Origin of the sequence: Candidatus Chloroploca sp. Khr17, assembly GCF_004138165.1 — a bacterium.
Taxonomy (GTDB): Bacteria; Chloroflexota; Chloroflexia; order Chloroflexales; family Chloroflexaceae; genus Chloroploca.
Map to the genome: position 1 here is coordinate 1 of NZ_RYFF01000021.1, position 24,701 is coordinate 24,701.

18 protein-coding genes and 1 other RNA gene are annotated in these 24,701 nt (G+C 59.8%); 10 read left to right on the top strand and 9 right to left on the bottom strand.

Annotation, left to right across the window (positions count from 1 at the left end; translation table 11 throughout):
* Nucleotides 1–472: 472 nt before the first annotated feature.
* Together EKD05_RS13400 and EKD05_RS25765 are read left to right on the top strand one after the other, a co-directional pair.
* Entirely contained in the window at nucleotides 473–796 is a 324-nt protein-coding gene (locus tag EKD05_RS13400; RefSeq protein WP_129673527.1) for a hypothetical protein, read from the top strand.
* A gap of 60 nt (nucleotides 797–856) precedes the next feature.
* The gene (locus EKD05_RS25765) at nucleotides 857–1,012 is read left to right on the top strand and encodes a hypothetical protein (protein ID WP_165360730.1); all 156 of its coding nucleotides are present in this window, start codon (nucleotides 857–859) and stop codon (nucleotides 1,010–1,012) included.
* Nucleotides 1,013–1,226: 214 nt separating this feature from the next.
* On the opposite strand, the gene murJ is transcribed toward EKD05_RS25765, so the two are convergent.
* Nucleotides 1,227–2,864, bottom strand: coding sequence for a murein biosynthesis integral membrane protein MurJ (gene murJ / locus EKD05_RS13405; RefSeq protein ID WP_129673529.1), 1,638 nt, complete (start codon nucleotides 2,862–2,864; stop codon nucleotides 1,227–1,229).
* A gap of 87 nt (nucleotides 2,865–2,951) precedes the next feature.
* Here murJ and rpsT point away from each other — a divergent pair, with 87 nt between their 5' ends.
* Nucleotides 2,952–3,212 (top strand): 30S ribosomal protein S20, encoded by a 261-nt coding sequence (rpsT, locus tag EKD05_RS13410; RefSeq protein ID WP_129673531.1) that lies wholly within the window; start codon nucleotides 2,952–2,954, stop codon nucleotides 3,210–3,212.
* 997 nt (nucleotides 3,213–4,209) lie between these two features.
* Here the strand turns inward: rpsT and holA are convergent.
* From holA to EKD05_RS13435, 4 genes are all read right to left on the bottom strand, one after another.
* Complete coding sequence (holA, locus tag EKD05_RS13420; RefSeq protein ID WP_129673533.1) at nucleotides 4,210–5,172, bottom strand: DNA polymerase III subunit delta; 963 nt, start codon at nucleotides 5,170–5,172, stop codon at nucleotides 4,210–4,212.
* A 20-nt stretch (nucleotides 5,173–5,192) separates the two neighbouring features.
* Nucleotides 5,193–5,363: non-coding RNA, 6S RNA (ssrS, locus tag EKD05_RS13425), on the bottom strand.
* A 136-nt stretch (nucleotides 5,364–5,499) separates the two neighbouring features.
* On the bottom strand, nucleotides 5,500–6,645 hold the full coding sequence (locus EKD05_RS13430; RefSeq protein ID WP_129673535.1) for a hypothetical protein: 1,146 nt from the start codon (nucleotides 6,643–6,645) through the stop codon (nucleotides 5,500–5,502).
* A 17-nt stretch (nucleotides 6,646–6,662) separates the two neighbouring features.
* Nucleotides 6,663–8,153, bottom strand: a complete 1,491-nt coding sequence (locus EKD05_RS13435; protein ID WP_129673537.1) for a PPC domain-containing protein — start codon at nucleotides 8,151–8,153, stop codon at nucleotides 6,663–6,665.
* 136 nt (nucleotides 8,154–8,289) lie between these two features.
* On the opposite strand from EKD05_RS13435, the gene EKD05_RS13440 reads away from it, so the two are divergent.
* The 3 genes from EKD05_RS13440 (at nucleotide 8,290) to EKD05_RS13450 (ending at nucleotide 12,921) form a co-directional block, all read left to right on the top strand.
* Nucleotides 8,290–9,369, top strand: coding sequence for an NAD(P)-binding domain-containing protein (locus EKD05_RS13440; protein ID WP_129673539.1), 1,080 nt, complete (start codon nucleotides 8,290–8,292; stop codon nucleotides 9,367–9,369).
* A gap of 290 nt (nucleotides 9,370–9,659) precedes the next feature.
* Nucleotides 9,660–11,435 carry a CocE/NonD family hydrolase gene (locus EKD05_RS13445; protein WP_129673541.1) on the top strand — a complete coding sequence of 592 codons (1,776 nt, stop codon included), beginning with the start codon at nucleotides 9,660–9,662 and terminating at the stop codon, nucleotides 11,433–11,435.
* A 316-nt stretch (nucleotides 11,436–11,751) separates the two neighbouring features.
* On the top strand, nucleotides 11,752–12,921 hold the full coding sequence (locus EKD05_RS13450) for an acyl-CoA dehydrogenase family protein (RefSeq protein WP_129673543.1): 1,170 nt from the start codon (nucleotides 11,752–11,754) through the stop codon (nucleotides 12,919–12,921).
* Between the two features lie 127 nt (nucleotides 12,922–13,048).
* Here EKD05_RS13450 and EKD05_RS13455 read toward each other — a convergent pair whose 3' ends face one another.
* Genes EKD05_RS13455 through EKD05_RS13470 form a run of 4 tightly spaced genes read right to left on the bottom strand, consistent with a single transcriptional unit; the run spans nucleotide 13,049 to nucleotide 16,755 of the window.
* Nucleotides 13,049–14,302 carry a cytochrome c3 family protein gene (locus EKD05_RS13455; RefSeq protein ID WP_129673545.1) on the bottom strand — a complete coding sequence of 418 codons (1,254 nt, stop codon included), beginning with the start codon at nucleotides 14,300–14,302 and terminating at the stop codon, nucleotides 13,049–13,051.
* A gap of 8 nt (nucleotides 14,303–14,310) precedes the next feature.
* Entirely contained in the window at nucleotides 14,311–15,171 is an 861-nt protein-coding gene (locus EKD05_RS13460) for a hypothetical protein (protein WP_129673547.1), read from the bottom strand.
* A complete protein-coding gene (locus EKD05_RS13465) occupies nucleotides 15,155–16,477 on the bottom strand; it encodes an NAD(P)/FAD-dependent oxidoreductase (RefSeq protein WP_165360731.1) in 1,323 nt (440 codons plus the stop codon). The genes EKD05_RS13460 and EKD05_RS13465 overlap by 17 nt, the downstream gene beginning before the upstream one ends.
* A gap of 17 nt (nucleotides 16,478–16,494) precedes the next feature.
* A complete protein-coding gene (locus EKD05_RS13470) occupies nucleotides 16,495–16,755 on the bottom strand; it encodes a 4Fe-4S dicluster domain-containing protein (RefSeq protein WP_129673551.1) in 261 nt (86 codons plus the stop codon).
* A 299-nt stretch (nucleotides 16,756–17,054) separates the two neighbouring features.
* Here EKD05_RS13470 and EKD05_RS13475 point away from each other — a divergent pair, with 299 nt between their 5' ends.
* The 4 genes from EKD05_RS13475 to EKD05_RS13490 all read left to right on the top strand — a co-directional run bounded on the left by EKD05_RS13475 (nucleotide 17,055) and on the right by EKD05_RS13490 (nucleotide 24,685).
* Nucleotides 17,055–17,519 carry a hypothetical protein gene (locus EKD05_RS13475; protein WP_129673553.1) on the top strand — a complete coding sequence of 155 codons (465 nt, stop codon included), beginning with the start codon at nucleotides 17,055–17,057 and terminating at the stop codon, nucleotides 17,517–17,519.
* A 135-nt stretch (nucleotides 17,520–17,654) separates the two neighbouring features.
* Entirely contained in the window at nucleotides 17,655–20,405 is a 2,751-nt protein-coding gene (locus EKD05_RS13480; RefSeq protein WP_129673555.1) for a hypothetical protein, read from the top strand.
* Between the two features lie 489 nt (nucleotides 20,406–20,894).
* Complete coding sequence (gene hemH / locus EKD05_RS13485; RefSeq protein ID WP_205703942.1) at nucleotides 20,895–22,004, top strand: ferrochelatase; 1,110 nt, start codon at nucleotides 20,895–20,897, stop codon at nucleotides 22,002–22,004.
* Nucleotides 22,005–22,177: 173 nt separating this feature from the next.
* Nucleotides 22,178–24,685: an endonuclease MutS2 gene (locus tag EKD05_RS13490; RefSeq protein WP_129673557.1), complete on the top strand. Its 2,508-nt coding sequence runs from the start codon at nucleotides 22,178–22,180 to the stop codon at nucleotides 24,683–24,685.
* Nucleotides 24,686–24,701 lie beyond the last annotated feature (16 nt).

Sequence of the window (24,701 nt, forward strand, 5' to 3'; positions counted from 1 at the left end):
GCGGCACTGATCGCGAAGCTATCCGCGTCGCGCTGGAAGCCGCAAACATCGAAGCGCGGCCCGTCTGGAAACCAATGCCTCGAAGACCTCGCACGCGTCGTCGCGGTAGTGCGGCGAACATTTTAACGCAGAGGCGCAAAGGCGCAGAGATACAAGAGGAGACTCTGCGCTTCCGCGCCTCCGCGCCTCTGCGTTAAAACCTCCGGAACGCCGTGGTGCCATGGCCTCGCCTGGGTGCTGCGGCGTTTCTGGTATGGGGCGAACATTTTAACGCAGAGGCGCAAAGGCGCAGAGATACAAGAGGAAACGCTGCGCCTCCGCGCCTCCGCGCCTCTGCGTTAAAACCTCCGGAACGCCTGTCATTTTGACGCAACGGCGCCAAGGTTCAAAACGCATCCCTGGTATGGTTCACAAAGATATGATATCCTGGAAGGCATAGATGGTACGAAGCCGTGACCCAAGGAGGGCGTCTATGACCTCCGCCCAACAGACGTTACGCAAGATCCAATCGTTGGAACAACTCTATCGTCGTGGATACCACAGTGACATGATTGATACCACGATTGAGCAACTCATCGCTCGAGAACAGACGCAAGCCAAACAAGCCTTAGCGCGGTTGGCAGTGACTCTTCATGAATTTGAGGAGCGGTATCAGTTCTCTTCTGAGGATTTCTATCGCCAGTTTCAAGCAGGGGAACTGGGTGATGAAGCCGATTTCTTTGAATGGAGTGCGTTCTACCAGATGTGGTTAGCGACCCAGGAGCAGATCAACCTCCTGAACGCAGCGGGTGGCTAGGTGGACACACAAGACTACCTGGCTGACTTGAAAGCCAAGCTTGCGAGCAGTGCCCTCGTTATGACCATTGATATCATACAGGAATATGCCACCCCCACCCAGGGCTTCTTCCGAGCAAGACTGAGGCTCTGCAACCATGACTTTCTCGAAGTTGCCGAATTCTTCCAGAGCAGGCAAGCACGGATCCAAACGACGGAATACCGCTATCAGTTTTGATTGAGCCATCAGGCGCAATGGTCGTTTCTACACGATAAGCTTGCTTCGGCGGCCTCTTGTTCATTGACTTGTGTGGTTGAAGGTATTATACAAGAGCATCGTGCGATCTGGCGAGATCCTTCTCTCCCGAAGCGGCGCGCATTTTGACGCAAAGGGGCAAAGGCGCAAAGGTACAAAAAGAACCTCAGCGCCTCCCCGCCTCCCCGCCTCTGCGTTAAAACCTCCGCGCCTCCCCGCCTCCGCGAACCCTCACCCTCAGCGCCTCTGCCGGCGCGGCGCGCCCGATGAGGCTCAGCCCAAGGTACGCTGCCCCCGCCAGCGCCAGCGCTCCGATCAACCAGGCGCTCAACGCGATCATATCCTCGGTCCAGACGTACGGGTGCGTCGCGGTCAGCGCTGGAATCGCGCCCTGTGAAAGAAGCGTCAGCAGCAGCAAGCCCCCCCCGATGACCCCCGAGGCGATCACCGCCACGCCGACACTTCGCCAGAGCGCTGGCTGCGCCCAGATGCCTGGGATGGCGTTGCCAAGCACCAGCAGCAGCAGCAACGCTTCGATATTGTTGGCAATGCTGAAGGCAAAGGCGAGACTGGTGACGTCGTTGCCCGCACGGAGAAAGAAGATGCCAAGACTCATGTTCAACCCAACCTGGCCTATCCCGATCAGCACAGGTGTCCAGGTGCGCTGCATCGCATAGAAGGCGCGGATCAGGATCTCCGAGGCGGCAAAGGCCGGCAAGGCGAGCGCGTAGCCCATCAGGGCGTTGGTGGTGTGTTGCAGTGAGGCGGTATCAAAGGCCCCCCGTTGAAAGAGCACGCGGCTGATCGGGACCCCCAGGGTGAGCAGGATGGCCGTCGCGGGTAGGGTGAGCCAGAGAATGGTGCCCAGCGTGCGCCGAATGTCGTTGCTAAAGTCGTCGTAGCGCTCTTCGGCAACGAGCCGCGCAAGCCGCGGAAAGGCGACCTGGCTCAGGCTCAGCGAGAAGATGCCGTACGGCAGCAGCATAAGCTGGTAGGCATAGCCAAGTCCGGCGACTTTGGCGGTGCCGTCGCTGAGCCGCGCCGCGAGCACGAGCGTGACGACCAGGCTGATATGCGCAGCGGCCTGCCCCAACACCCGTGGCCCCATCTGCCGGGCAATGCGCTTGACCTGTTCGATCCCGCGCCCCAGGTGCAGTCGCAGGCGCATCTCGAGCGCATTCAGCCCTGGGATCTGGACGAGCAAGTAGAGCAGCGCACCAATCACGACGCCCCACGCCATCCCCCAGATGCCGAGGCCGAGCGCTTGCCCAAGCAGTGCGCCCCCGATGATGCCAAGGTTGTAGATTGAAGGCGCCATAGCGGGCAGCGTAAAACGATCCCGTGCATTCAGCGCCGCCATCGCCAACCCACCGAGCCCGAGCAAGAGCGGCGAAAGCAGAAAGAGCCGTGTCAACTGCGTGCTCAATTCCAGTGTGGCCTGATCAAAGTCTTGCCCACCATAAAGCGTGGTAATTAGCCACGGCGCAGCCAGGAAAATAACGATGCTGGCGATACTCAAGACCAGCAGTGACCACGTCACTACCGCACTCGCCACCTGCCAGGCTCGCTCTTTGCCGTCACGCTCCCACGTCTCAATAAAAACCGGAATAAAACTGCTCCCCAAGGCCCCGCCAATAATCACCAGATACAGCAGATCCACCACCGAAAAAGCCGTCCGATAGGCCGCCGCCTCCGCCGAGGTGCCAAAAAGATAGGTTGCCACCATATCGCGCAGCAACCCCGTCACCCGACTCAGCACAAAGCCGGCCATCACAATCAGACTATTGCCCAAAGCCCCGCCGCGTACGCGGCGCAACAGCATCCCAAGTTGCACGGACGGAACCCTTCTGCTATACTTAACCGTTAGCGGGAAGAAGACAAAAACGAAGCGTAACCTGGATTATACCGGAGGTACCCATCCTTGGCGAACACACAGTCGGCAAAGAAGCGCATTCGAAGCAATGCACGCAAACACGAGCGCAATACAGTCTATCGCTCGCGCGTCAAAACAATGGTGAAAAAGGCCGAAATGTCGATCTTCAGCGGCACACCCGACGAAGAGGCCGTACGTGACGCAATTAGCACGCTCGATAAAGCAGCCGTTAAAGGCATTATTCACAAAAACAATGCTGCCCGCCGCAAATCACGTCTGATGAAGAAACTCAACGCCGTCGGCGCCTAACCGCAATTTGACGCAAAGGCGCAAAGGCGCAAAGGGTCTCAATACCCCCGCGAGACGGGTGAGACCTGTGAGGTCTCACCCGTCTCGCGGGGCTTAGGAGACCTCACCGGTCTCACCCGTCTCGCCGGGCTAAGCAGACCTGTGAGGTCTCACCCGTCTCGCCGGGCTAAGCAGACCTGTGAGGTCTCACAGGTCTCGCGGGGCTTAGGAGACCTCACCGGTCTCACATGTCCCACAGGCTGCGCAGACCTGTGAGGTCTCACATGTCTCGCCGGGCTCAGGAGACCTCACAGGTCTCACAGGTCTCACAGGCTCAGGAGACCTCACAGGTCTCACATGTCCCACAGGCTCAGCAGACCTCACAGGTCTCACATGTCCCACAGGCTCAGCAGACCTGTGAGGTCTCACATGTCTCGCCGGGCTCAGGAGACCTCACAGGTCTCACAGGTCTCACAGGCTCAGGAGACCTCACAGGTCTCACATGTCCCACAGGCTCAGCAGACCTCACAGGTCTCACATGTCCCACAGGCTCAGCAGACCTGTGAGGTCTCACATGTCCCACAGGCTCAGCAGACCTCACAGGTCTCACATGTCCCACAGGCTGCGCAGACCTGTGAGGTCTCACATGTCTCGCGGGGCTTAGGAGACCTCACAGGTCTCACATGTCCCACAGGCTCAGGAGACCTCACAGGTCTCACATGTCCCACAGGCTCAGCAGACCTCACAGGTCTCACATGTCCCACAGGCTGCGCAGACCTGTGAGGTCTCACATGTCTCGCGGGGCTTAGGAGACCTCACAGGTCTCACATGTCCCACAGGCTCCGCAGACCTGTGAGGTCTCACATGTCTCACAGGCTGCGCAGACCTGTGAGGTCTCACATGTCTCGCGGGGCTCCGCAGCCCTCACCGGTCTCACCCGTCCCACAGGCTCAGCAGCCCTCACCGGTCTCGCAGCGTTAACCCTATACCCTATACCCTATACCCTATACCCTATACCCTATCCCCTAGCTCCCCCCACGCACGTTTCCGCCACAAAAAGCTCAAGCGCGGTCTCAGGCTGAATGCGCCCAGTTTTGGTAGCAAGGTCGAGTTCGAGCAGGCGGGCATGCAATTCGCTCAGTTCACCATGCCCAAAGGCCCGCGCCTGTTCAATTGCCTTGCGCACAACAAAGGGCTTTTGCCCTAATTCGGCGGCAATCGCCTCAGGCCGCATCCGCTGGGCGACAAGTTCCTGAACCCCCAGGAGAATGCGGATCTGACGGGCGAGCATAAAGAGAATGTAGGTCGGGGCCTGACCATCTTCCAGCAGGGCGTGGGCCCCGCGCAGCGCCGCGCCGATGCGCCGCATACTAAGATCATCGAGGAACGCAAAGAGATTCTGCTCTTGACTGTCTTGCACGAGCAGATCAACCGTTGCCACGGTGATCGTCCCCTTGCGCCCGACATAGGTCGCCAGCTTCTCCAGTTCCGTCTGGAGCATCCGCGGATCACCGCCTGCGAGCTCGATCATGTGCTGGGCCACCGGCGGATCGAGGCGCACCCCAAAGCGACGGGCGCGTTCGGTCATCCAACGCACCAGTTCGCCGCCCTGAGGGGGCTGAAACTCGTGCAACTCCCCGCTCTTCTTCAACTGCGTAAAGAGCACACTCCGGCGGTCAACATCTTCGCCCTCAACAAAGACCAGTAGACAAGCCGGGGGCACCTGATCGAGGTACGCCCGTAACTCATCGCGCTCTTTGCCCGCCTTCGTATGCTTCAGCGCATCGCTGACAATGACCAGGCGCTGATCGGCGAGGAAGGGCATCGCCTCACACGCCGCCGCCAGTGTCTCAAGCTTCAGCCGCCGCCCATCGAGCCGACTAATATTCAACTCTGCCACGTCCGCCGGCACACGCGCACACAACTCGGCAACCGCCTCACTGCGCGCCAGTTCATCAGGGCCGTAGAAGAGATAGAGCATACGAGTCCCGCCCAGAAAAAAATCTACCTCGGCATGCCGTGAATGGGTCAGTTTCGAACCTGCAAGCGCAGGTGGGTGCCCGCCTGTGAGTATCTGCGGCCCGCCGCATAACTCAACTCGTTAGAGCAAAGCTCCCATCGAAACCGTGTTGGCTCAAAACAGATACCCACCCACGTGCAGCCGAGGATACCCTGATCCTACCATGACCCCGAAGGTTACGCAAGTAGGGCCGAAGCACCCTCAGACCTGGCAGGTGGGCGGCAGGCAACCCTTCCGCTATCCCCAGGAGCCTGGTGCCACCCACCTGCCAGGTCTCCCCGGATCGCTTCATCCCTTTGTCTCCAACCCCCGCACGATGCCCACAATCAATCGTGTTGTGCGTTCCACGAGCCGTGGCATCGCGGCAGGATCACTGTTCTGCGCCAGCGCCCCCGGCGCAGGTCGTGCCAGAATAGTCATGGTTCGATAGCCGTGACGCCGCAGAATGCTTGCCAGTCGTCCCCGTTGCGCCAGGATCTGTGGTTCAGCATCAATCTGGGGATCGGCCGTGTCGGCTTCGAGCGCCAGTTCCAGCAAGAGCGGATCGGCCACACCCCCTGCCCGTTCGCGGCTCGCAATGACCACCTGGTTGCCCACCAGCGGCTCGAGCGCAATGCAGAGCGTCCGGGTACGGTCAAAGGGGAACCGCCTGAGCAGATTGGTGACACCACGCTGGTCGCTGGCAACGGCACCAACCGCGATTGCCCACACCTCGACATTGGTCAACGTGCCAAGGCGTTGCACAGCGGCCAACATCGTCGCCAGGGTTGCCAGGCCGCCATCGGGGTTGGCAGGCGTTGGCGGGCGCAAGGCGGCCACCAGCAACAGCAGATAGCCCAGCACACCAGGCAGGCTGATCAGCCATGGAAGACCGGGGAGCAAGAGACTCATCCCGGAAGCCAGGATCGTCACGGTGGCAATGGCGACTCGTGCAAGCGCGGCGATCGGCCCTGTCCCGCAGAGCGCCGCAAGCCCACGGTGCGCCAGCGCCATATCGAGGGGGGCCAGCAGCAAGATATGCCAGCGTGGCACGGCCGGTTCAAGCCCCATGGCACCGGCAATCGCCCGGGTACCCACAATATTCTGGCTCGCATAGCGCCGCCCTGGCGAGGGCAACGGCATGCCCAGACTATCGAGCAGAAACCACCCAAAGATCACCAGCGCCAGCAACAGCGATGGCGACGGCAGCAGCGGCGTCAGCAATGCCGCGACCAGCCCCAGCAGGGCCGGCCAGCGATACCAGTGCCCTCGGTGCGGAACGACGCGTATTTCGTAGGTGCCAACGCCCATCCCTGCATGGCGGAGCCGCCCATTGACAAACGCCGCCACCGTTGCCTCACCCTGCGACGTCGCCAACCGAGAACCAGTCTGGTCAGCCAATTGGCTGACCAGCACTTCGAGTTCTCGCGTATCGTCACGAATAGGTGTATACATAACCTGGGCAACTGGGCTTATGGCACAGGTGTAGCTGTATTGGTTGGGGTCGCCGTTGGCTGATCAAGCACAAACTCACGATCAGGCGTGCCGGTGGGCACAGGCGTAAGCGGGTTAATCGGCAACCCGGTGATCGCCGTCCGGCCACAATCGGTTTGCCCAGGCAAGCAGAGCAACAGGACAAGATCGTAGCGAATAAACTGGTTGCCAATATCGCCAACATTCTTGATCTGCATAAAATAGAACCCATCAACCTGAGGGATAAACTCGATCTGTGAGTCGAGCGAATTGCCGCCTGGGATATCGTCATTGATGTCAATCACCGAAACCCCATCGCGATCAGTGAGTACCATCACCGTATCCGCGCCCGCCTGCGTATCCTCGTTCACCCTCGTACGCCCAACATAGCGCCGGGTATCGGTATACATAATGTAACGCTTACCCGTCTTGCCAAAGAAACTTACCCAGTCAGCGTCGCCATCAGGACAGAGCGCACGGTTTTCTTGGAGTTCATTCGATGTGATGAGCTTGGACTGCTCAGGCAGACCATCGGGCTCAAAGAGATCGAGACAGACATTGCTAACCAGGGTTGGCGTTGGCCCGTAGCTCCCGCTGAGCAGCGCAATCACATACAGGAAATCCACTGCACCTCGTCCGGCAACATCACGTACCCGAATATAGTACCGCCCATCAGCAGGAATACGGATCGTAATACGGGGGCGCGTATCGCCCGGATTAGGACTCCCGGGGGTGCGGTTGAAGAAATCATCATTAAAGGCGATACTATTAAGATTAGCGTCAAAGATTTCGAGGCTCAGATCCAACCCAGGTGACTGACTCGCAATATCAATCGTATAGACCTTGCCCTCGACCCCACCAAACACAAGCCAGTCAACATCGCCAGCGGGGCAGATTGCCCGTTCTTGCGAGGTGTCAACATCAATCACTTTGGCCGTGGCTGGGCTGTTATCATCCTCAAAGCCATCACGACAGACTGGGCCACGGGTTGGGGTCACGGTTGCTGGGCGGGATGTTGGCGTCGTTGTTGGCGTTGGGGTAAACGTTGCCCCAGTGACGGTAAGCTGCAAAAAGATACTCTGCGTCACATTCGTCTGGCCCGCAGCGGTACCGGTAATAATGCCGGCAATCGTATAGACCCCTGGCGCAACCGTGCTGGCGACTGCGGCACCAATCGTGATCTGCTGGGACGATCCGACGGCAATGAACGTTGAACCAGAAGGGGCGATCTGAATGCCAGTGGGAATATTGCTAAAAGCTAGGGTAAACGTACGATCCACCGCACCGGGAATATTATTATTCGTGACGGTAATCAGAATCTGACTTGTCCCACCAGGCGCAACGCTTATGGTAGGGGTGGGAGGATCAATCGTAATAGCGGTCTGAGCGCTGAGCGGAGGTGAGGTGAAAGGGGCAGTTACCGCGAGAAAGAGTGCAACGATAATGAACGTGGCAACCGCGGCATTGCGCCAGTGTATACGGTGGTTCATGAATACACGCGGCTCCTAACATGAGGTTGAATCTTGAGTATTATACTAATGTGGGTTACTCCATGTCAAGATAAGAGCCGACAACCATTCGCGACGCCTGGGGCGCATCCCTAGGCCATGAAAGGAACAATATCCCATGCCTATGCCGCAACCGTACGACATCGCCATTATTGGTGCCGGGCCGATTGGCCTTGAACTGGCCGTGTGTCTCAAGCTCAGGGGGGTACGCTATGTGCAGTTCGATGCGGGTCAGATTGGTCATACGATGACCTGGTGGCCGCGCCAGACGACCTTTTTTAGTACAAGCGAGCGTATTGCGATTGCGGGGGTGCCGATCCCCAATAATCATCAGCAACGCACGACCGGCGAAGAGTATCTGGCGTATCTGCGGGCGGTCGTCGAGCAGTTCGACCTGCATATCAATAGCTACGAGCCGGTGACGAGCGTGACGGGCGCGCTCGGGGCGTTTACGCTGCACACCAGCCATCGCACCGGGCCTCGCACCTATCAGGCGGCGCGGGTAGTCCTGGCGATTGGTGATATGCACTGGCCCCTTCGCCTCGATCTTCCCGGTGAGGATCTGCCCCATGTGAGTCACTATTTTCGTGATCCGCACGACTATTTTCGGCGCCGGTTGTTGATTGTTGGCGGCAAAAATTCCGCCGTCGAAGCCGCTCTCCGCTGCTGGCGGGCCGGTGCCCAGGTGACGATGAGCTATCGCCGTGCGACCTTCGATGAGCGCCGGGTGAAGCATTGGCTCATGCCCGATCTGCTGGCCCAGATCGAAGCCGGGACGATCCGCTTTTTGCCCGAGACGATGCCGGTGGCAATTACGCCTGATTATGTTGAATTCGCTCATACCGTCGACGGCGAACCGGTGCCTGGGACGACGCTGCGCCATGCGACTGATTTTGTCTTGTTGGCAACCGGCTTTCGCGGCGACCAGAGCCTGCTCGAAGAGGTGGGCGTGTTGCTCGAAGGTTCCAATCGCGTTCCCCGCTTTGATCCCGAAACAATGGAGACCAATGTCCCCGGTGTCTATGTCGCAGGGACGGTGGCGGCCGGCGTTCAGCAGCGCTACTCGCTCTTTATCGAAAATTGTCACGACCACGCCGGCAAGATCACGCGGGCGGTGACTGGCCTCTGGCCGACAACGCTTGGCGATATTCCCGCCCGCACCTATGGGCTCGCCTTTGAGCAATTTGAGGCAAATTGACACTCTGCGTTATTTATGGCTTGACAGGTCTCATAGGTATTTGTTATACTTTTTATAACGCACCGTGTAATATTTGTCATATGCTTTGTGGCGAAGCCAGGATGCTTTCTCCCAGAGCATGTTCAGGTTCAAGAGGGCAGGGTTCTCGTTTTCCCTACCCTATCTTTCCCATTTTCATTCGACAAGGTTTTAGGCTCCTTTACCGTTCGGAGGCATGGAGCGCATCAGGATGCGCTGAGCTATTTCCTATTTGTTATTTCCTAAATCCTTGTCTTATAGAGGAAGATCTCATGCGGCGTTTGCTGGCGGCCATCGGCATAACTGGGCTCGGATTGGTTGGCGCGGGGTTCTATGCCAAGCGTCGCCAGATCATTGCTCGTGCGTTTGGCTTGCGCCCACCCGAATATGCGGTGGCTGCCGAGTATGATCTGCCTGTGCCAATGCCCGATGGCACGGTGCTCTATGCGGATCGCTTTTTTCCGCGTGCCAGTGGGCAGTTTCCGACGATTTTGATCCGTACGCCGTATGGTCGCCCCTCCGAGACCCGGTTGCTCGGGCCGGGTGGGTTGATGGGGGCGGCACTCTTTGCTGAGCGTGGGTACAATGTGGTGGTGCAGGGCGTCCGCGGGCGGTTCCGTTCGGGCGGGTTCTTTGAACCTTTTGTTCACGAGCACGAGGATGGCCGCACGACGTTGGACTGGATCGCTGCCCAGCCCTGGTTCGAGGGCAATCTGGGGATGTGGGGGCCAAGTTATCTTGGCTATACCCAGTGGGCCGTGGCCGCCGATGCGCCGCCGTTTCTCAAGGCGATCATGCCGGTGATTACAACCAGCCGCTTCTCGCATTCGTTCTATCCTGGTGGCCCGTTTGCCTATGAGTCGTCGCTGCGCTGGGCAACCTATCTTGAGGCGACCAACCGCCGCTCGCTTGACCTGGTTGCCCTCGTGCGGGTGTTGCGCCCGCAGCGCGAGGCGACCCTGGCGGCAACCCTGGCTTCGGCACCGCTCGCTGAAGCCGATCGCCGGGCGACCGGGGCTGTGCAGCCCTTCTTTCAGCAGTGGCTTGCCGAGCCAGACCCTGAGGGTGCCTATTGGTCGCGGGTGGATTTTGATCGCTCGCTTGCGCGGGTAACGCCAGCCGTGCATCTGGTCGCTGCGTGGTACGACATTTTCCTGCGTGACCAACTTGCCGATTATACCGACTTGCTGGCTGCTGATGCGCGGCCCTATCTCACGGTGCTCGCCGGGCACCATACCTCCAAGAGCATCCTTGGCGCGGCTGTGCGCGAGGGGTTAGCGTGGTTTGATGCGCTGTTGCAAGGGCGTGACGTGCCGCGCCGACGGGCCGTACGGCTGGCGCTGCTCGGGGCGCACGAAACGCACGAGATGGATTTTTGGCCTCCGCCGGCGCAATTGCAGCGGCTCTATCTGCACGCGGGGGGCTGGTTGCGTGAGACCAGGGCGCAAGAGGCTCCCGCTTCATCGTTCGCGTATGACCCGCACGATCCAACGCCTTCGGTTGGCGGGCCGGTCTTGAGCCCGAATGGTGGGGCGCGTAACCAGGCGCTGGTTGAGGCGCGGGATGATGTGTTGCTCTTTACCAGTGTCCCGCTCGAAGCGCCGCTTGATGTGCTTGGCTATGTGCGCCTCGAGGTTTTTGTACGTTCCAATCTGGCCTATTTCGATCTCGTCGGGCGGCTCTGTGCGGTTGACCCTGATGGGCGGAGCATCAATGTCTGCGAGGGTACTATCCGCGTTGAGCCGGGTGTCGGTGAGCGCCAACCTGACGGCAGCCTCCGGCTCGAACTTGATCTCTGGGCCACAGCACGGCGCTTTCAGGCCGGGCAACGCCTGCGGTTGCATCTCTGTAGTGGGGCTCACCCCCGCTGGAATGTCAATAGTGGGGACGGACGGGCCTTGAGCGACGCTGTACCGGCGGGTCTGCGTGCTCGCCAAACGATCTTTCACGACGCCCAGCATCCCTCAGTTCTGCTTCTTCCCGTTGTCAGTGAAGCAACCAGGCAGGCCATGGCAGGCGAGCAACTCCAGGAGGTTGCAACAACATGATGCAGTACATCCGGGCCACCGGGCCAGTAGGGTTAGGGCTACCGCCCTAAAGAGGTGTTTTGTGGGGGCCTGCGGTCTCCGGAAACTCGCGTCGTATGCTGGTAAAAACGGCCAGCATACGCAATGGCTCGTAGGGCGACAGCTCCAGGAATGGGTGGTTGTCTGGCAACAAGCCAGCTAGGCTAACTTGTTGCCAGACAAGTAGCAAGAGACGGCAAGGCAGGGCTCGGCCCTGCACACAACAACCAGGCGCAGCCAGAGAGGCTGCATCACTACAGCAGCGGTATCACTACCGCATCAAGAGGAGGCCTCGACAATGGAGTACGAGCACAGTGATGAGATCAAGATGCTGCGTCAGACGGTGCGCGAGTTCGTGGATAAGGAGATCCGTCCTATCGCCCGTGAGGTTGATGAAGAGGAGCGGGTGCCGCTAGAGACGTTTAAGAAAGCCGGTGAGTTGGGCTTGTTGGGTGTGCCGTTCCCCGAAGTGTATGGCGGGCTCGACATGGGCATCACGGGCTATTGTGTGTTGATGGAGGAGTTGAACCGTGCCTGTGCGAGCCATGCGACGATCTTTGGGGCGCATGCCCAGCTTGCCGCGATGAGTGTTTACCTCGGGGGCAATGAGGCCCAGAAGGACAAGTACCTCCGCCCGATGAATGAGGGCCGTCTCGTGGGGGCCTGGGCCTTGACCGAGCCGAACGCGGGCAGTGATGCGGCTAATCTTAGTACAACCGCCGAATTGCGTGGCGATGAGTGGGTCATCAATGGTCAGAAGATGTGGATCACCAATGGCAGCTTCGCCGATGTGATCATTGTGCATGCTGTGACCGACAAGACCAAAGGTGCCCGTGGTGGGATCACCGCGTTCATCGTCGAGAAAGACTTCCCCGGTTTCCAAGTGGGCAAAGTTGAGGACAAGATGGGCCTGAAGGCGTCGCATACCGCAAGCCTCTTCTTTGAGGATATGCGTGTGCCAGCCGAAAATGTGCTTGGTGGCGTCGGCCATGGGTTCCAGGTTGCCATGCGGACCCTCGATATCGGGCGCTGCGGGCTTGGTGGCAGCAGTGTTGGGGCAGCGAAAGAGGCGTTTGAGCTCAGTCGCAATTATGCTATCGAGCGCCATCAGTTTGGTCGACCCATCGCTGATTTGCAGGCGATCCAGTTTAAGCTTGCCGAAATGGCGGTCAAGATCTATACGATGGAGCAGATCGTCTACGATTGTGCACGCAAGGTTGATGATGGCAAGAATGCGACGCTCGAAAGCAGCATCGTCAAGCTCTACTGTACCGAGATGGCGAGCCAGGTGATTGACGAAGCCATCCAGATCTACGGCGGCATGGGCTTCTCACGTGAAGTGCCGCTCGAGCGGATGTACCGCGATGCCCGGGTGACCCGTATCTTTGAGGGCACCAACGAGATCCAGAAGAGCGTCATCGCGAGCGAGTTGCTCAAGCAGGTCGGCTACCGCGTCAATCGACGCTAGAGCTTTGCTCTGCCGATCCTCTGTCCCGAAGAAGCGTTTTCGCGTGGTTAGTGGCGGCAAAGCCGCCACTAACCACGCGAAATATAGGGATACGTAGCTGTGCCGTGAACAAAGATGACATAGCTGCCTAATCACCCTCTTGCCCCGTAGGATGGCAGCTAGCGCAGTCATCAATATTGCCTGAAATTCCCTCCTCACTATGTTTGGCAAGTGTGGCGGCTTGCGGATGTGCATGGCAGTTGTAGCAGGTATACACGGTATACTGTTGCGGGTTCGTGTGGCATGTCGCACACGCGATTGTGCCCTCACCGCCATGGTTCAGCGGGAAGGTATGATCAAAGATGGCCCCTTCCCAACGGCTCGTCGTGTGACAACTGTTGCAATTCGTGCCAAACTGTCCCAGGTGAACCTGTGGCTCGGCGTGACATGATGCGCAATCCGTGGGTGTACCCTGGAAGATATGGTTGCTGTGACAACTTGTGCAAGGTGTCGTGATGTGGGCACCGGTAAGCGGGAAGGCGGTGCGACTGTGATCGAAGGTCGCTTGCTCCCAACCAGCCGGGGTATGACAACTCGCGCAGTCACTGCCGTAGGTGCCATTATGGATGTCATCGGTCTGGTGGCAACCGACACAAGTCGTCGCAAGGCCAACAAAACCCGCAGCATCACGTACCTCACCATGGCAACTCGTACACGTAGCCTCGCCGTGTTTGCCAGCGAGAGGAACCGTCAGGGTATTGTGGTCAAAGCCGCTGAAGCGATCAATGCCGTCATGACAGTTTTGGCAGTCTGCCCCAAAATCAGCAACGTGCGAGACGACAAAATCAGCCTGGTAGTCCATATGGCAGTCGATGCAAATCGCCTGATCGAAACGATAGGCATTGATTGGGCGCGGGGTGATCTTCAGCGCAGTGTGGCAATCGGCACAGGCAAAAACAGACCCAGTGCTGGTGTACTGGTGAGCAGTCAACGCGAAACCCAGTGCAGCGTGCGGGAATGCCGTGAGCTCCATTTCAGTGAGCGTAGCAGTCGGTCCGCCATGTTCGGTGTGACAACTCAAACAAGCTCCCCCGTCGGGCAAAGCACCGTGCAGAGTGTCAGAGCTGGTGAGTTGAGCCTGGATGTCGGTGTGGCAGTCGAGGCAAAGACCGGCCATGCCACGGGTATCGAGCGGGTTGGTATGACAAGCACCACAATTCCCCCCGAGTGCAGCGTGTGAGCTCACGCCGCCAAGCGGTACACCCATCCGCGCCTGGGCATTCAGGGGGCCAGGGCTGAACATATTGCCACCACCGAGAATCCAGGCAATCAGGACGGCCACCATAGCCGTAAGCCCGGCAGCTATGCCAAAGGGTGTAAGACAGCCAAGACGATGCATCATCAGTCTCCTCAACGCAACAAGGTTGCGTAGTAGAGCGCGGCACCAATATGCACACATGCCAGCGCGAACAGGGCCACTCCGAGGGGGATATGGATGGTGTGCCAGAGAGCCATCAGGCGGCGTGCAATGGCGAGGGATTCGATCTGACGCAAGAGCCGTTGGCGCTCGGCCAATGTATGGCGGATCTCGACGACCGTTGCTTGATCGATGATCCCAAGCGTGGCAAGGAGGCGTTGCTGCTCGGCCCGGTCGCGCCAGGCAAGGAGCGGACGAGCGAGCAGTGCCGTGAGTGGACTACCAAGAACGGGTGGTGGTGTCGTAAGCAGATCGGTGGATGGCAGGTTACGTAAGGCCGAGCCAGGACGGGCTAGAGTCTCTAGGCGTGTCGCGCTTGCGGTCAGGCGAGCCTCGAGATCGGCGAGCGATAGTTCGGCACCGTCCACGGTGCGGGGAATGGCTGTGTAGACATAGCGTCCCACGAAGCCACTCAGAACAACCACGACTGTGAGTAAGGTGACGACTCCAGCCAGTCCATTGAACCGCCAGGCCGTATGCAACACCACCATATACGAACCCACGATGCCCATAACAATATGCCACTGAAGCCAGGTACTCAGCCGCCCATAGGTTCGCCCGCGCATCCGTTTGCGTAGCGAGTAGAGGGTTTCGGTAGCCAGCATGAGGAGAAAGCCGATCACACCCAGGCTGTGACCAAAGAAGGCGCCAGGGGCGGTGTCAAGGCGCTGCATGGCCCAGACATAGCAAGCTGTGACCGCTCCGACCCCAATCACGGCTATCTCTAGTTCATAGGTCGTGTGGCGCGGCGGTCGTCGCCCCCGAGGTAGTGGCAGTTCACCGCTTGTCTGCATGGCTCTGCTCCCATTCAGCATAGAACGACATGATGAGGTGCGCAATGGCGCTCTTATCAGCGAGCAGGGCTTGACGAATAGGCGTAAGATCGGCGTTGGCGGCAATCAGCCGCTGTAGTGGCCGCGAGAGCGTTTGATCCCCCATCACAAGCGCCCCTTTGAGCGTCTGCTCACCAAGCATCAGGCGTAGGCGATTGACCGGATGTGGATCCACAACGACCCACGCTGAGCCAGCCATCCGCCAGGTTTCGCTATCACCACGGGCAATCGCGACGAGATCTGCATCCTCTCCACTACCCACAGACCCGATGATCGTTGTGGGGATACCAGCGAGCAAGGTGACATTCTGCGCTACGGTACGGCGGTAGGGCGTGGGGATGCCTGCCATCGTGGCCGCAGCAGCTTCCCCATGGGCCCGGGCCGTTGCCCAGAGCGTGTCGAGCGTCGCTTTGCCCGTCACTTCATTGTAGACCTGGGCGACGTCACCAGCCGCCAGAACATCCTCCGCGCTCGTCTTGAGGTAGGCGTCAGTCAGAATGCCCCGGTCGAGCTTGAGGCGACCGCTTTGGGCAAGATCGAGCCGTGGATGTGTGCCAATCGCGACGGCTAATAACGCACACGGGATGCGCTCGCCAGCCATGGTCTCGACCGCAATAAGGCGACCGCGTTTGCCGATCGCTTCACGTATCTGACTATGATGGTGAAGGATGATCCCTGTAGCACGAAGGTGATCCTCGACAAGTTGTGACTCATCGGGGTCGAGCACATTGGCCCAGTAACGCGCCCCGCGCAGCATGTAGTGAACCCGGCACCCCCGCGCATTGAGGCCCTCGGCAATTTCCAGGGCGGTGATGCCACCGCCGACAACAACGGCTTGCAGACCTTGACGCGCACGGCGCACAATGCTACGGGTATCGGCAAGGCTATCAAGGGTGACGATGCCGTCGAGCTCGCTCCCAGGGAAGTCAGGTAAGGCTGCACGCGCACCGGTGGCGAGAAGCAGTTTGTCATAAGCGAGGGTTTGCCCATCAGCAAGGATCAGGCGATGCGCATAGGGATCAAGCTGATTAGCCCGAGCCTGCACCCAGGTCAAGCCGAGCGCACGCAACTCGGCGGGCGAGCGAGGAAAGAGTTGCGTCTCAGGGATAAGCCCACTGAGATAATAGGCGAGACCCGGACGCGAATAGAAACCCGCAGGATCGTCAGTAACGACCGTAACACTGGCCGACGGCTCACGGGTGCGTAACGATTCGGCAGCGGCAATGCCAGCTACGCCCGCTCCGACAATAACATAGCGCAAACCCATTAGATTCCTCTTCTTTGTTACGCACGCGAATGATCCGTCGGTGCAAAACGGAGCACACCTCGTGGGCAGCGGGCGATGCATTGCCCGCAGGTAAGGCAGCGTGGATCTTCAATCGCTGCGTTGCACCAGACGTAGGCTCGTACGTCAAGACCGATCGGGCAGTTGTAAGAGCAGACACCACACTGGACACAGCGCACCGAGTCGGCAACGACCTGTCCTGTGGCAAGCACCTCGGCCCTGATGAGATCCAGGGTGAGGGATCGTGCTACGAATGCCATCAAAACCTCTCTCTCGCATGGGCGACATTGTTTGTGGTCGCCTGCACGATAGTTATGAATTCTCCCTTGAGCGTAGCACCAGTTACTTGGAATTTGCTTGGAATTTTGATGATCCTGGTAGCAGAGTCATAATCTATGGTGAAGCAACCTTATCGATCTGTCCTGACGATCCTTCACCTGCCTCGCCACCTTTTTCCTGTGAGCAATCTTGGAATATGACGTGATGCTTTCCAATGTGCATCCAAGGAAAGAGTTGTAGAGTAGGCTCACATATCATTTTAGTAAGGAGCTTCATTCTTATGAACCAACGTGCTTTGTTTGCTATCGCTGCAGCAGTGACTGCCTTCGTGCTCATCCTGCTTGCGGTGTTCGGCCCTGGTTTCTCTGGTTCTAGCACGACATCCACTCCCACTGATGTGGCCCCCCTCCAGGCGACTACGGCCATTGGCACACAGCCCATGACAACCCCAGCGACTCTCCAGCCTTCAAATCCAGCAGGCTCTTATCCGGTCTCGGCTGATCAGGCAGGGAGCCTTGCGGTTGCTAGTAGTAGTGGTGCTACGCTCACAGGCACGCCTACGCTTGTAACGTATCAGGGTGCCGTTGCCTACGAAGTGCCATTAAGTACAGGCCTTGTCTATGTGGATGCAACCAGCGGCCAGATCCTCGCGACCCCCGGCACTAGCACTACCACGACCTCAAACGGAAATTCAACGACGAATGACAATAGCGGAGATGACGATGACGAGGAAGATGATGATTAGTGTCACCTTCTTCATCATCGTGTCTTGATCAAAAAAAGCCAGCAATGCTGGCTCTTTTTGATCAAGACACGATGGGTTGTCGGGTTGTGGTTTGCATAGAAAACACCCTTCACCGCATCGTATATAATGCACCGTATGCTGTATCGTCCTTCGCTGGTGCTGGTGCGCGTGGCCCAGGTTGCGCTGGGGTTGCTCGCGCTTGCCTATCTGCTCTATGCTGCTGTGCATGTGCGGCAACTTCTGGCGTTTCCTTTTCCTCTTGACTATGGCGAAGGCCCTCTGGTCTCGCAAGTCGAGCGCCTGCGTGCCGGGGTGCCGATCTGGCGTCTCTATGCTGATCCAGAGAACGCCCCTTTTCTGATTGTCAATTATCCTCCGCTCTACCTGGTGCTTACGGCGATGCTGACGCCACTGACAGGGTCGGTGTTGATGGCTGGTCGCTTGCTTTCCCTGGTGGCGACGCTTGCCGCAATGGGGGCCATTGCCTGGCTTTCTCACCCTGGGGCCGCGGCTTCACCCGTGGTACGCCGTACCTCGTGGTTGCTTGTGCTCCTCTTTCTTACCATCCCAATTGTCCGCGAATGGTCGGCCCTGATGCGGGTTGACCTGCTTGGCTTGGCGCTTGGGCTCTGGGGCTTGGTGGTGCTGGCGCATCCGCCGTTGCCCTCGCTGCGCCGCGTGGCCGTCGCTGGCCTCTTGTTGACCGCGAGTCTCTTTGTCAAGCCGTCACTGCTTGCGGCCCCGCTTGCCGCATCGGCCTGGCTTGCCTGGCAGGTCTTGCCAGGCCTGAGCGCTGCGCGCCAGACGCTACCGGGGCGCAGGCGGCACCGTCGCTATGCCGACCGCTTGCCGCTCTACCGCCTGGTAGTGCTTGGGTTGACCCTCGGACTGGCAGGCGGGCTCGCCTTGCTCGGCATGCAATGGGCGAGCCAGGGCTGGTTTTGGTTGCATGTCGTTGCCGCCAATGCGAATCGCTGGGATGCCGACTTGGCCTTGCAGTTCTGGGGGCAGCAAATCCGCCTGCGCTGGCCGCTGGCCGTTGCGGCCTTGCTGGTTGCGTTCGCCGGGCTGTCGTTGCTGCGCCGTGACCCTGTCGTTGCTACCGCGTTGGAGTCGGGTGCTTTGCCACCTAGATCCAATCCTTTGCAAACAAGAACTGACGAACGGCATAGCCTCCATTCCCAACCTCCCCCCACTGGGGGGAGGAGCCAGACACCCTCCCCCAGCGGGGGAGAGCCGGGGAGGGGGCGAAAGGCTTCTTTGCAAAGGATTGCACCTGGATCTTCCTCGCGAATCCTTCCCCTCTCCGCTATCGAGATGGAGCCTGGGGGTGAAGTCAGTTGGCCGCGCTCGTCGTTCCAACTCGCGCTCTTGTATACGCTCACCGGTTTTCTTACCGCGCTTGGCGTGGGCAAGGTTGGCGCGTATAGCAACTATTTCCTCGAACTCTACGCTGGTCTGATCTGGCTCATCGCGCTCGCGCCGAGTCTGATCCGCTCCTGGTTGCCATGGCGTGGCGCGATCTTCTATGGCTTGCTTGTGCTGGCGCTGGCCTACTATCCGCCGCTGTGGCACGCTGACCAGTTGCGCCCGGCCAGTTTGGTCGAGCCATTGAAACCGCGGTTCGTCTTTGGGCGTTATGGGCTGCTGACCGATGCCAGGCGGCAGGCGGAAGTGTTAGCGGCCCAGGCCAGGGTTGGTGCGCTGCTCACGACGACGGTGCAAGCGGCGGGGCCGGTGGTGCTGACCGACATGCCTGGGGTTGCCTCAGCCGCCGGGGTGACCTCGCGGCTCCAGGCGTTCGAAATGCGTCAGTTGCTTGATCAGGGGCTGGCTGATGAAACGGCGTTGCTGCACGAACTTGCCAATGGCACGCTGCCCCTGGTGATCCTCGATTACCTGGGCAACTGGCTAAGCCCCGGTGTGGTCGAACTGGTGCAGCGCCGTTATGCGCACGACGGTTCGCTGGGCACCTTCGATCTCTATCGTCCGGTCGCAACCGGGCCTGCCTCCCCGCTTGACGGCGAGTTTGTCTTGGGCGACACGGCTTTGCGCCTGACGAACTATCACGTCGTGCCGTCAGTTGGGCCAACCTACGAGTCCGGCGAACTGGTGACGCTGACGCTGGCATGGCAGCGTCTGCCTGCGATGCCTGCTCCCAACGATAACCTGAGTGTTGTGGTTGACCTGGTGCCCCTCGACGGCGGCGTTGTGGCGACAAGTACCCGCCGACTGCTCTACGGCGTCTATCCGCCGTCGCGCTGGCCGACCGACGCTACGGTGCAACATATGCACCCCTTTGCTATACCAACGAATCTGCCGCCAGGCTCGTACCAGATCAAGGTCAGCCTTGTTGAGCCTGAAGGCGCAGTAGCAGATGTGATATTGCCGACGATCCTCACGGTTGCGCCGCAAGGCGGGCAATATGTCGCCGCAACGGACTACATGGTACCAGGGGTTATGTTGGCCGCGTGGACAAACCTGGGTGGCCTCGAGCGTCTCGGGTGGCCGTTGACGCCGCTGGTTCCCTTTGACTGGGGGCGCCTGCAATGTTTCGAGCGCCTCTGCCTCGAACTCCGGGGCAACGCCGTTACCTCGCGCCCCTCTGGGACAACGCTCTACCTCGCCGAAACCCGCCGGAGCACCACGTGCCTCGATGGTGCCCCGAGGCCTGATGGCCTCTGCCCAGCTATGGCCGAAGCCGCAGCGCGCATCGCCCTACCTGGCACGCCCGTGAGTGGTGAAATTCGGCACGACGATCGCATCGTTCAATGGACCACCCATGCCCGTTTTGAACGCCGCTTCGACGACGACGCTGTCATGCTCGGGCGACTTGGGGCCGAAACCTTGCGCCTACCTCCAGGGCAGCGCTATCGCTGGCCGTAAGGCCCCGCGTCGCCCCGTGATGCCGTGCCCGTGCCGTACCCGCGCCGTGCCCCATGGACGGCAGGGTACGGGCAAGCCGTACCCCTACAGCCGCGTCGCCCCGCCGCCCACCGCGTAGGGTCACGGCTTGCCCGTGCCCTGCGCCGTGCCCGTGCCGTACCCGCGCCGTGCCCGCGCCGTGCCCGCGCCGTGCCCGCGCCGCGTAGGGGCACGGCGCCGCCGTGCCCTGCCGCCGTGCCCGCGCCGTGCCCGCGCCGTGCCCGCGCCGTGCCCGCGCCGCGTAGGGGCACGGCTTGCCCGTGCCCGCGCCGTGCCCTGCGCCGTGCCCGCGCCGTGCCCGCGCCGTGCCCGCGCCGTGCCCGCCGTGTAGGGGCACGGCTTGCCCGTGCCCTCCCCCCGCCCATATATGGTATACTACGCATAGTTTTGATGAGATTTGTATAGATTCTGAAGAAGAGCGCGTGCGCTCAAGATAAAGGTAGTTCGCTCATGTCCGTGCAGACTGGCATTGTGATGCTTAACCTCGGGGGACCAGCGACCCTCGATGAAGTCGGCCCTTTTCTCGTCCGCCTTTTTGCTGACCGCGAAATTATTCAGTTGCCCCTGCAAACCTGGCTCGGCCCCTTCATTGCCCGCCGACGCACCGCTGCCGTGCAAGAGAATTATCGCCTGATTGGCGGTGGTTCACCGATTTTGCGCTGGACTACTATCCAGGGTGAAGGTATGGTACGCTGGCTCGACCGGCTCTCGCCAGCGACGGCCCCTCATCGCTTTTATGTCGCCTTTCGTTATGCGCCTCCTTTTAGCGAAGATGCCCTGCGTCAGATGCAGGCTGATGGGGTGCAGCGCGCGGTCGCCTTTACCCAGTATCCCCAGTTTTCCTGTGCCACCACTGGCTCAAGCCTCAATGAACTCTGGCGGGCAGCGCGGCGGCTCGGCCTCAGCAACGCTTTCGCTTGGAGCGTAATTGACCGCTGGCCGACCCATCCTGGTTTTATCGAGGCAATGACCCGTAGCGTGCAGCTTGGCCTGGAACAGTTTCCCGCCGCTGAACGAGACAATGTGCTCTTGCTCTTTAGCGCCCACTCGCTGCCCCTCACGATCATTGAGCGTGGCGACCCGTATCCCCAGGAGATCGGTGCGAGTGTGCAGGCGGTGATGGAGCAACTCGGGCTTGCGTACGAATATCTGCTTGCCTACCAATCGGCGGTTGGGCCAGTGCGCTGGCTTGGGCCACAGACCGAGCAGGTGATCAAGCAATTGGGTGCGCAAGGGCGACGCAACGTTCTTGTCGTCCCGATTGCTTTCACGAGTGACCATATTGAAACGCTCGCCGAGATTGACCATGAATACGGCGAACTAGCTCACAGTGTTGGCATCACCAATTTCAAACGTGCTCCTGCCCTCAACGGCGACGAAAACTTTCAGCATGCTCTCGCTGAGCTTGTCGCTGACCATCTCGCAAGTGGGCTCAACCACTCGCGCCAGTATGCGCTGCGCTGCCCCGGATGTACCAGCGACCAGTGTCGCACCCTGCTCAATCCGGTTGCCTCTCAGGAATCTATGGCGCTCGACCACAACAGTCAGTTGCGAATGTAGGGCAACCGCCCTCCATCGCGTCCTGATGCGCTCGGCTCTTTCCTATTTTCTAGCTCCTAAATCCTTGTCTTAGGGCGACAGCCCTAACAACCCATACGCATAGGGCCGCAGGCCCCAAAAAATCCTTCCTATGGATGAGGTACCCACAGCCTGGCTGTGGTACCATACATCCTATGAACATAGCACCACAAACCCTCGAAACCCTCGAGTTTTTCAAAATTCGCGAGCAACTCGCTCGCTATACGGCCTTTTCTGCGTCACGCGAGCTTGCGCTCGCCCTCTTGCCTTCGACGCAGGTGGCCGAGGTTCGTCAGGCCCTCGCGTTGACTAGCGAGGCCCGTCAGTTGCTTGATGAGGTTCCTGATCTCTCAATTGGCGGCGTTCGCGATATTCGTCGCGCCGTCCGCCATGCCGAGCGCGGCGGGTTGCTCGATGGCCCGAGTTTGCTTGAAATTGCGGGTACGACAATGGCTGCTCGCCAAATGCGTACGCGTCTGCTCAAGCTCAACCCCGAGCTCTTTCCCCTTGTGATCGAGCGGGCCGCGTTGCTGCCGATCCTCCCGCCGCTTGAAGATGAGATTCTGCACGCGATTGGTGATGACGGCAATGTGCTTGATAGCGCAAGCGCTGAACTGGGCCGTCTGCGCCGCGAGATCCGGATTGCCTTTGCCCGCCTCCAGGAAAAGCTTCAGCATATGATCGGGTCGGCTACCATTGGTACTGCCCTGCAAGAGCCAATTATTACAGTGCGCAACGGGCGGTATGTGGTGCCCGTCAAGGCCAGTCATCGCAAAGATGTGCGCGGCCTCGTGCATGATCAGTCGAGTAGCGGTGCAACGCTCTATATCGAGCCAATGGCCGTCGTCGAGTTGAATAATCGCTGGCGTGAGTTGCAATCTGCCGAAGAAGAGGAGGTGCAGCGCATCCTCGCCTTGCTTGCCGAGCGGGTGGGCCTGGCCGCCCCGCAGCTTGTGGCCGCCGTCGAAGCGATCGCCGAGCTTGATCTCGCCTTTGCCAAGGCCAAATATGCGACGAGCCTGCGCTGCGTTGCCCCCGAGATAGTCAACTGGTCGCCCGATGCGCCGATCACGCCGGTGGCTGATCCTCAGCCCCTTGACCCCGACCGCCAGCGGGCACCGTTGCTGCTCACCGAGGCGCGTCATCCGCTGCTTGATCAAAGCACTGTCGTCCCAGTGACGCTCTGGCTCGGCGCTTCGTTTCGTTTGCTGCTGATCACCGGGCCTAATACCGGCGGAAAAACGGTTGCCCTCAAAACGACCGGCTTGCTGGCGCTGATGGCCCAGGCCGGTCTGCATATTCCCGCTGCTGCCCCGTCGCGCCTGCCGGTTTTCCACCATATCTTCGCCGACATTGGCGACGAACAGAGTATCGAGCAGAGTCTTTCGACCTTTTCGTCGCATATGCGCACGATCATTCGTGTGCTTGGTGCGCTCGAAGCAGTGCCGTTGCCCGAAGAACTCTGGGATGCCGATCACTGGAAATTGCTGAGTGAAGAACGCCCCCCCGCGCTGGTGCTCTTTGATGAACTCGGGGCCGGTACCGATCCGGTAGAGGGGGCCGCCCTCGCGCGCGCCATTGTCGAGCGCCTGCTCGAACTCGGTGTGCTCGGCGTCGCGACGACCCACTATGCCGAACTCAAGGCGTTTGCCTACAATACCGATGGCGTGCAAAATGCTTCGGTCGAATTTGACCTCGAAACGCTCGCCCCCACCTATCGGCTGAGCATTGGCTTGCCAGGCCGTTCTAATGCGCTCGCGATTGCCCGTCGTCTTGGCCTCGATGCAGTGCTGGTTGACCGGGCGCATAGCACGCTTGACCGGAGTGATGCAGCGGTCGAAGATCTGCTCGCCGGCATTCACAAAGAACGTGAAGCAACGTCGCTCGCGCTCCAGCGTGCCGAAGAACTCCGCGTTGATGCCGCGAAGTACCGTGATCGCCTTGGACGCGAATGGCAGGAATTTCAGCAGCAGCGTGAACAAGAGGCTGAAGCCGCCCATCGTGAACTTGAAGAAGAATTGCGCGAAGCACGCGGCCAACTCAAACGGTTACGTGACGACTTCCGCAGTGTCTCGCTCTCGCGCCAGTGGCTTGAAGAGGCCGATCAGCGCTTGAAGGATACTGCCGAGCAGGTCAAAGCTGCCGCAAAGCAAGCCAAGCCTGCCACCGTGGCTCCGCGTACGCAGGAACCGCGCCCATTGCAACCTGGCGATACCGTCATGGTGCGTTCCGTCGGGCTCAAAGGCGAAATCGTCGCGCTTGATCACGAAGACGCCACGGCGACCGTTCAGGTTGGTGGGTTTCGCATGACGGTTGATCTCCGCGAATTGACCCGCGAAAAAGGTCAGCCTGAAACGGCGCATTCCCGTCGCGACTATCGCCCCGAACGTACCGTTTCCCTCCCGCCCCCCCCAGATGTCTCTATGACCTTCGATATGCGTGGCTGGCGCGCTCACGAAGTGAGCGACCGGCTTGATCGCTACCTCAACGATGCCTACCTCGCCGGCCTCTCCCAGGTGCGCCTCGTGCATGGCAAAGGGACAGGTGCCCTGCGCCAGATCGTGCGTGATGTCCTCCAGACCCATCCCCTGGTCGTCAATTTCACTGGCGGCGGGCGCGATGGTGGGGATGGGGTGACGGTTGCCACCCTCGTTGACCGCTAAAATCCTTGCTTGGCTA

Coding starts and splice junctions, on each gene's coding strand:
- EKD05_RS13400 (WP_129673527.1), top strand. CDS start 473: ATGACCTCCGCCCAACAGACGTTACGCAAGATCCAATCGTTGGAACAA.
- EKD05_RS25765 (WP_165360730.1), top strand. CDS start 857: ATGACCATTGATATCATACAGGAATATGCCACCCCCACCCAGGGCTTC.
- holA (WP_129673533.1), bottom strand. CDS start 5,172: ATGCTCTATCTCTTCTACGGCCCTGATGAACTGGCGCGCAGTGAGGCG.
- EKD05_RS13430 (WP_129673535.1), bottom strand. CDS start 6,645: ATGTATACACCTATTCGTGACGATACGCGAGAACTCGAAGTGCTGGTC.
- EKD05_RS13435 (WP_129673537.1), bottom strand. CDS start 8,153: ATGAACCACCGTATACACTGGCGCAATGCCGCGGTTGCCACGTTCATT.
- EKD05_RS13440 (WP_129673539.1), top strand. CDS start 8,290: ATGCCTATGCCGCAACCGTACGACATCGCCATTATTGGTGCCGGGCCG.
- EKD05_RS13445 (WP_129673541.1), top strand. CDS start 9,660: ATGCGGCGTTTGCTGGCGGCCATCGGCATAACTGGGCTCGGATTGGTT.
- EKD05_RS13450 (WP_129673543.1), top strand. CDS start 11,752: ATGGAGTACGAGCACAGTGATGAGATCAAGATGCTGCGTCAGACGGTG.
- EKD05_RS13455 (WP_129673545.1), bottom strand. CDS start 14,302: ATGATGCATCGTCTTGGCTGTCTTACACCCTTTGGCATAGCTGCCGGG.
- EKD05_RS13460 (WP_129673547.1), bottom strand. CDS start 15,171: ATGCAGACAAGCGGTGAACTGCCACTACCTCGGGGGCGACGACCGCCG.
- EKD05_RS13465 (WP_165360731.1), bottom strand. CDS start 16,477: ATGGGTTTGCGCTATGTTATTGTCGGAGCGGGCGTAGCTGGCATTGCC.
- EKD05_RS13470 (WP_129673551.1), bottom strand. CDS start 16,755: ATGGCATTCGTAGCACGATCCCTCACCCTGGATCTCATCAGGGCCGAG.
- EKD05_RS13475 (WP_129673553.1), top strand. CDS start 17,055: ATGAACCAACGTGCTTTGTTTGCTATCGCTGCAGCAGTGACTGCCTTC.
- EKD05_RS13480 (WP_129673555.1), top strand. CDS start 17,655: ATGCTGTATCGTCCTTCGCTGGTGCTGGTGCGCGTGGCCCAGGTTGCG.
- hemH (WP_205703942.1), top strand. CDS start 20,895: ATGTCCGTGCAGACTGGCATTGTGATGCTTAACCTCGGGGGACCAGCG.
- EKD05_RS13490 (WP_129673557.1), top strand. CDS start 22,178: ATGAACATAGCACCACAAACCCTCGAAACCCTCGAGTTTTTCAAAATT.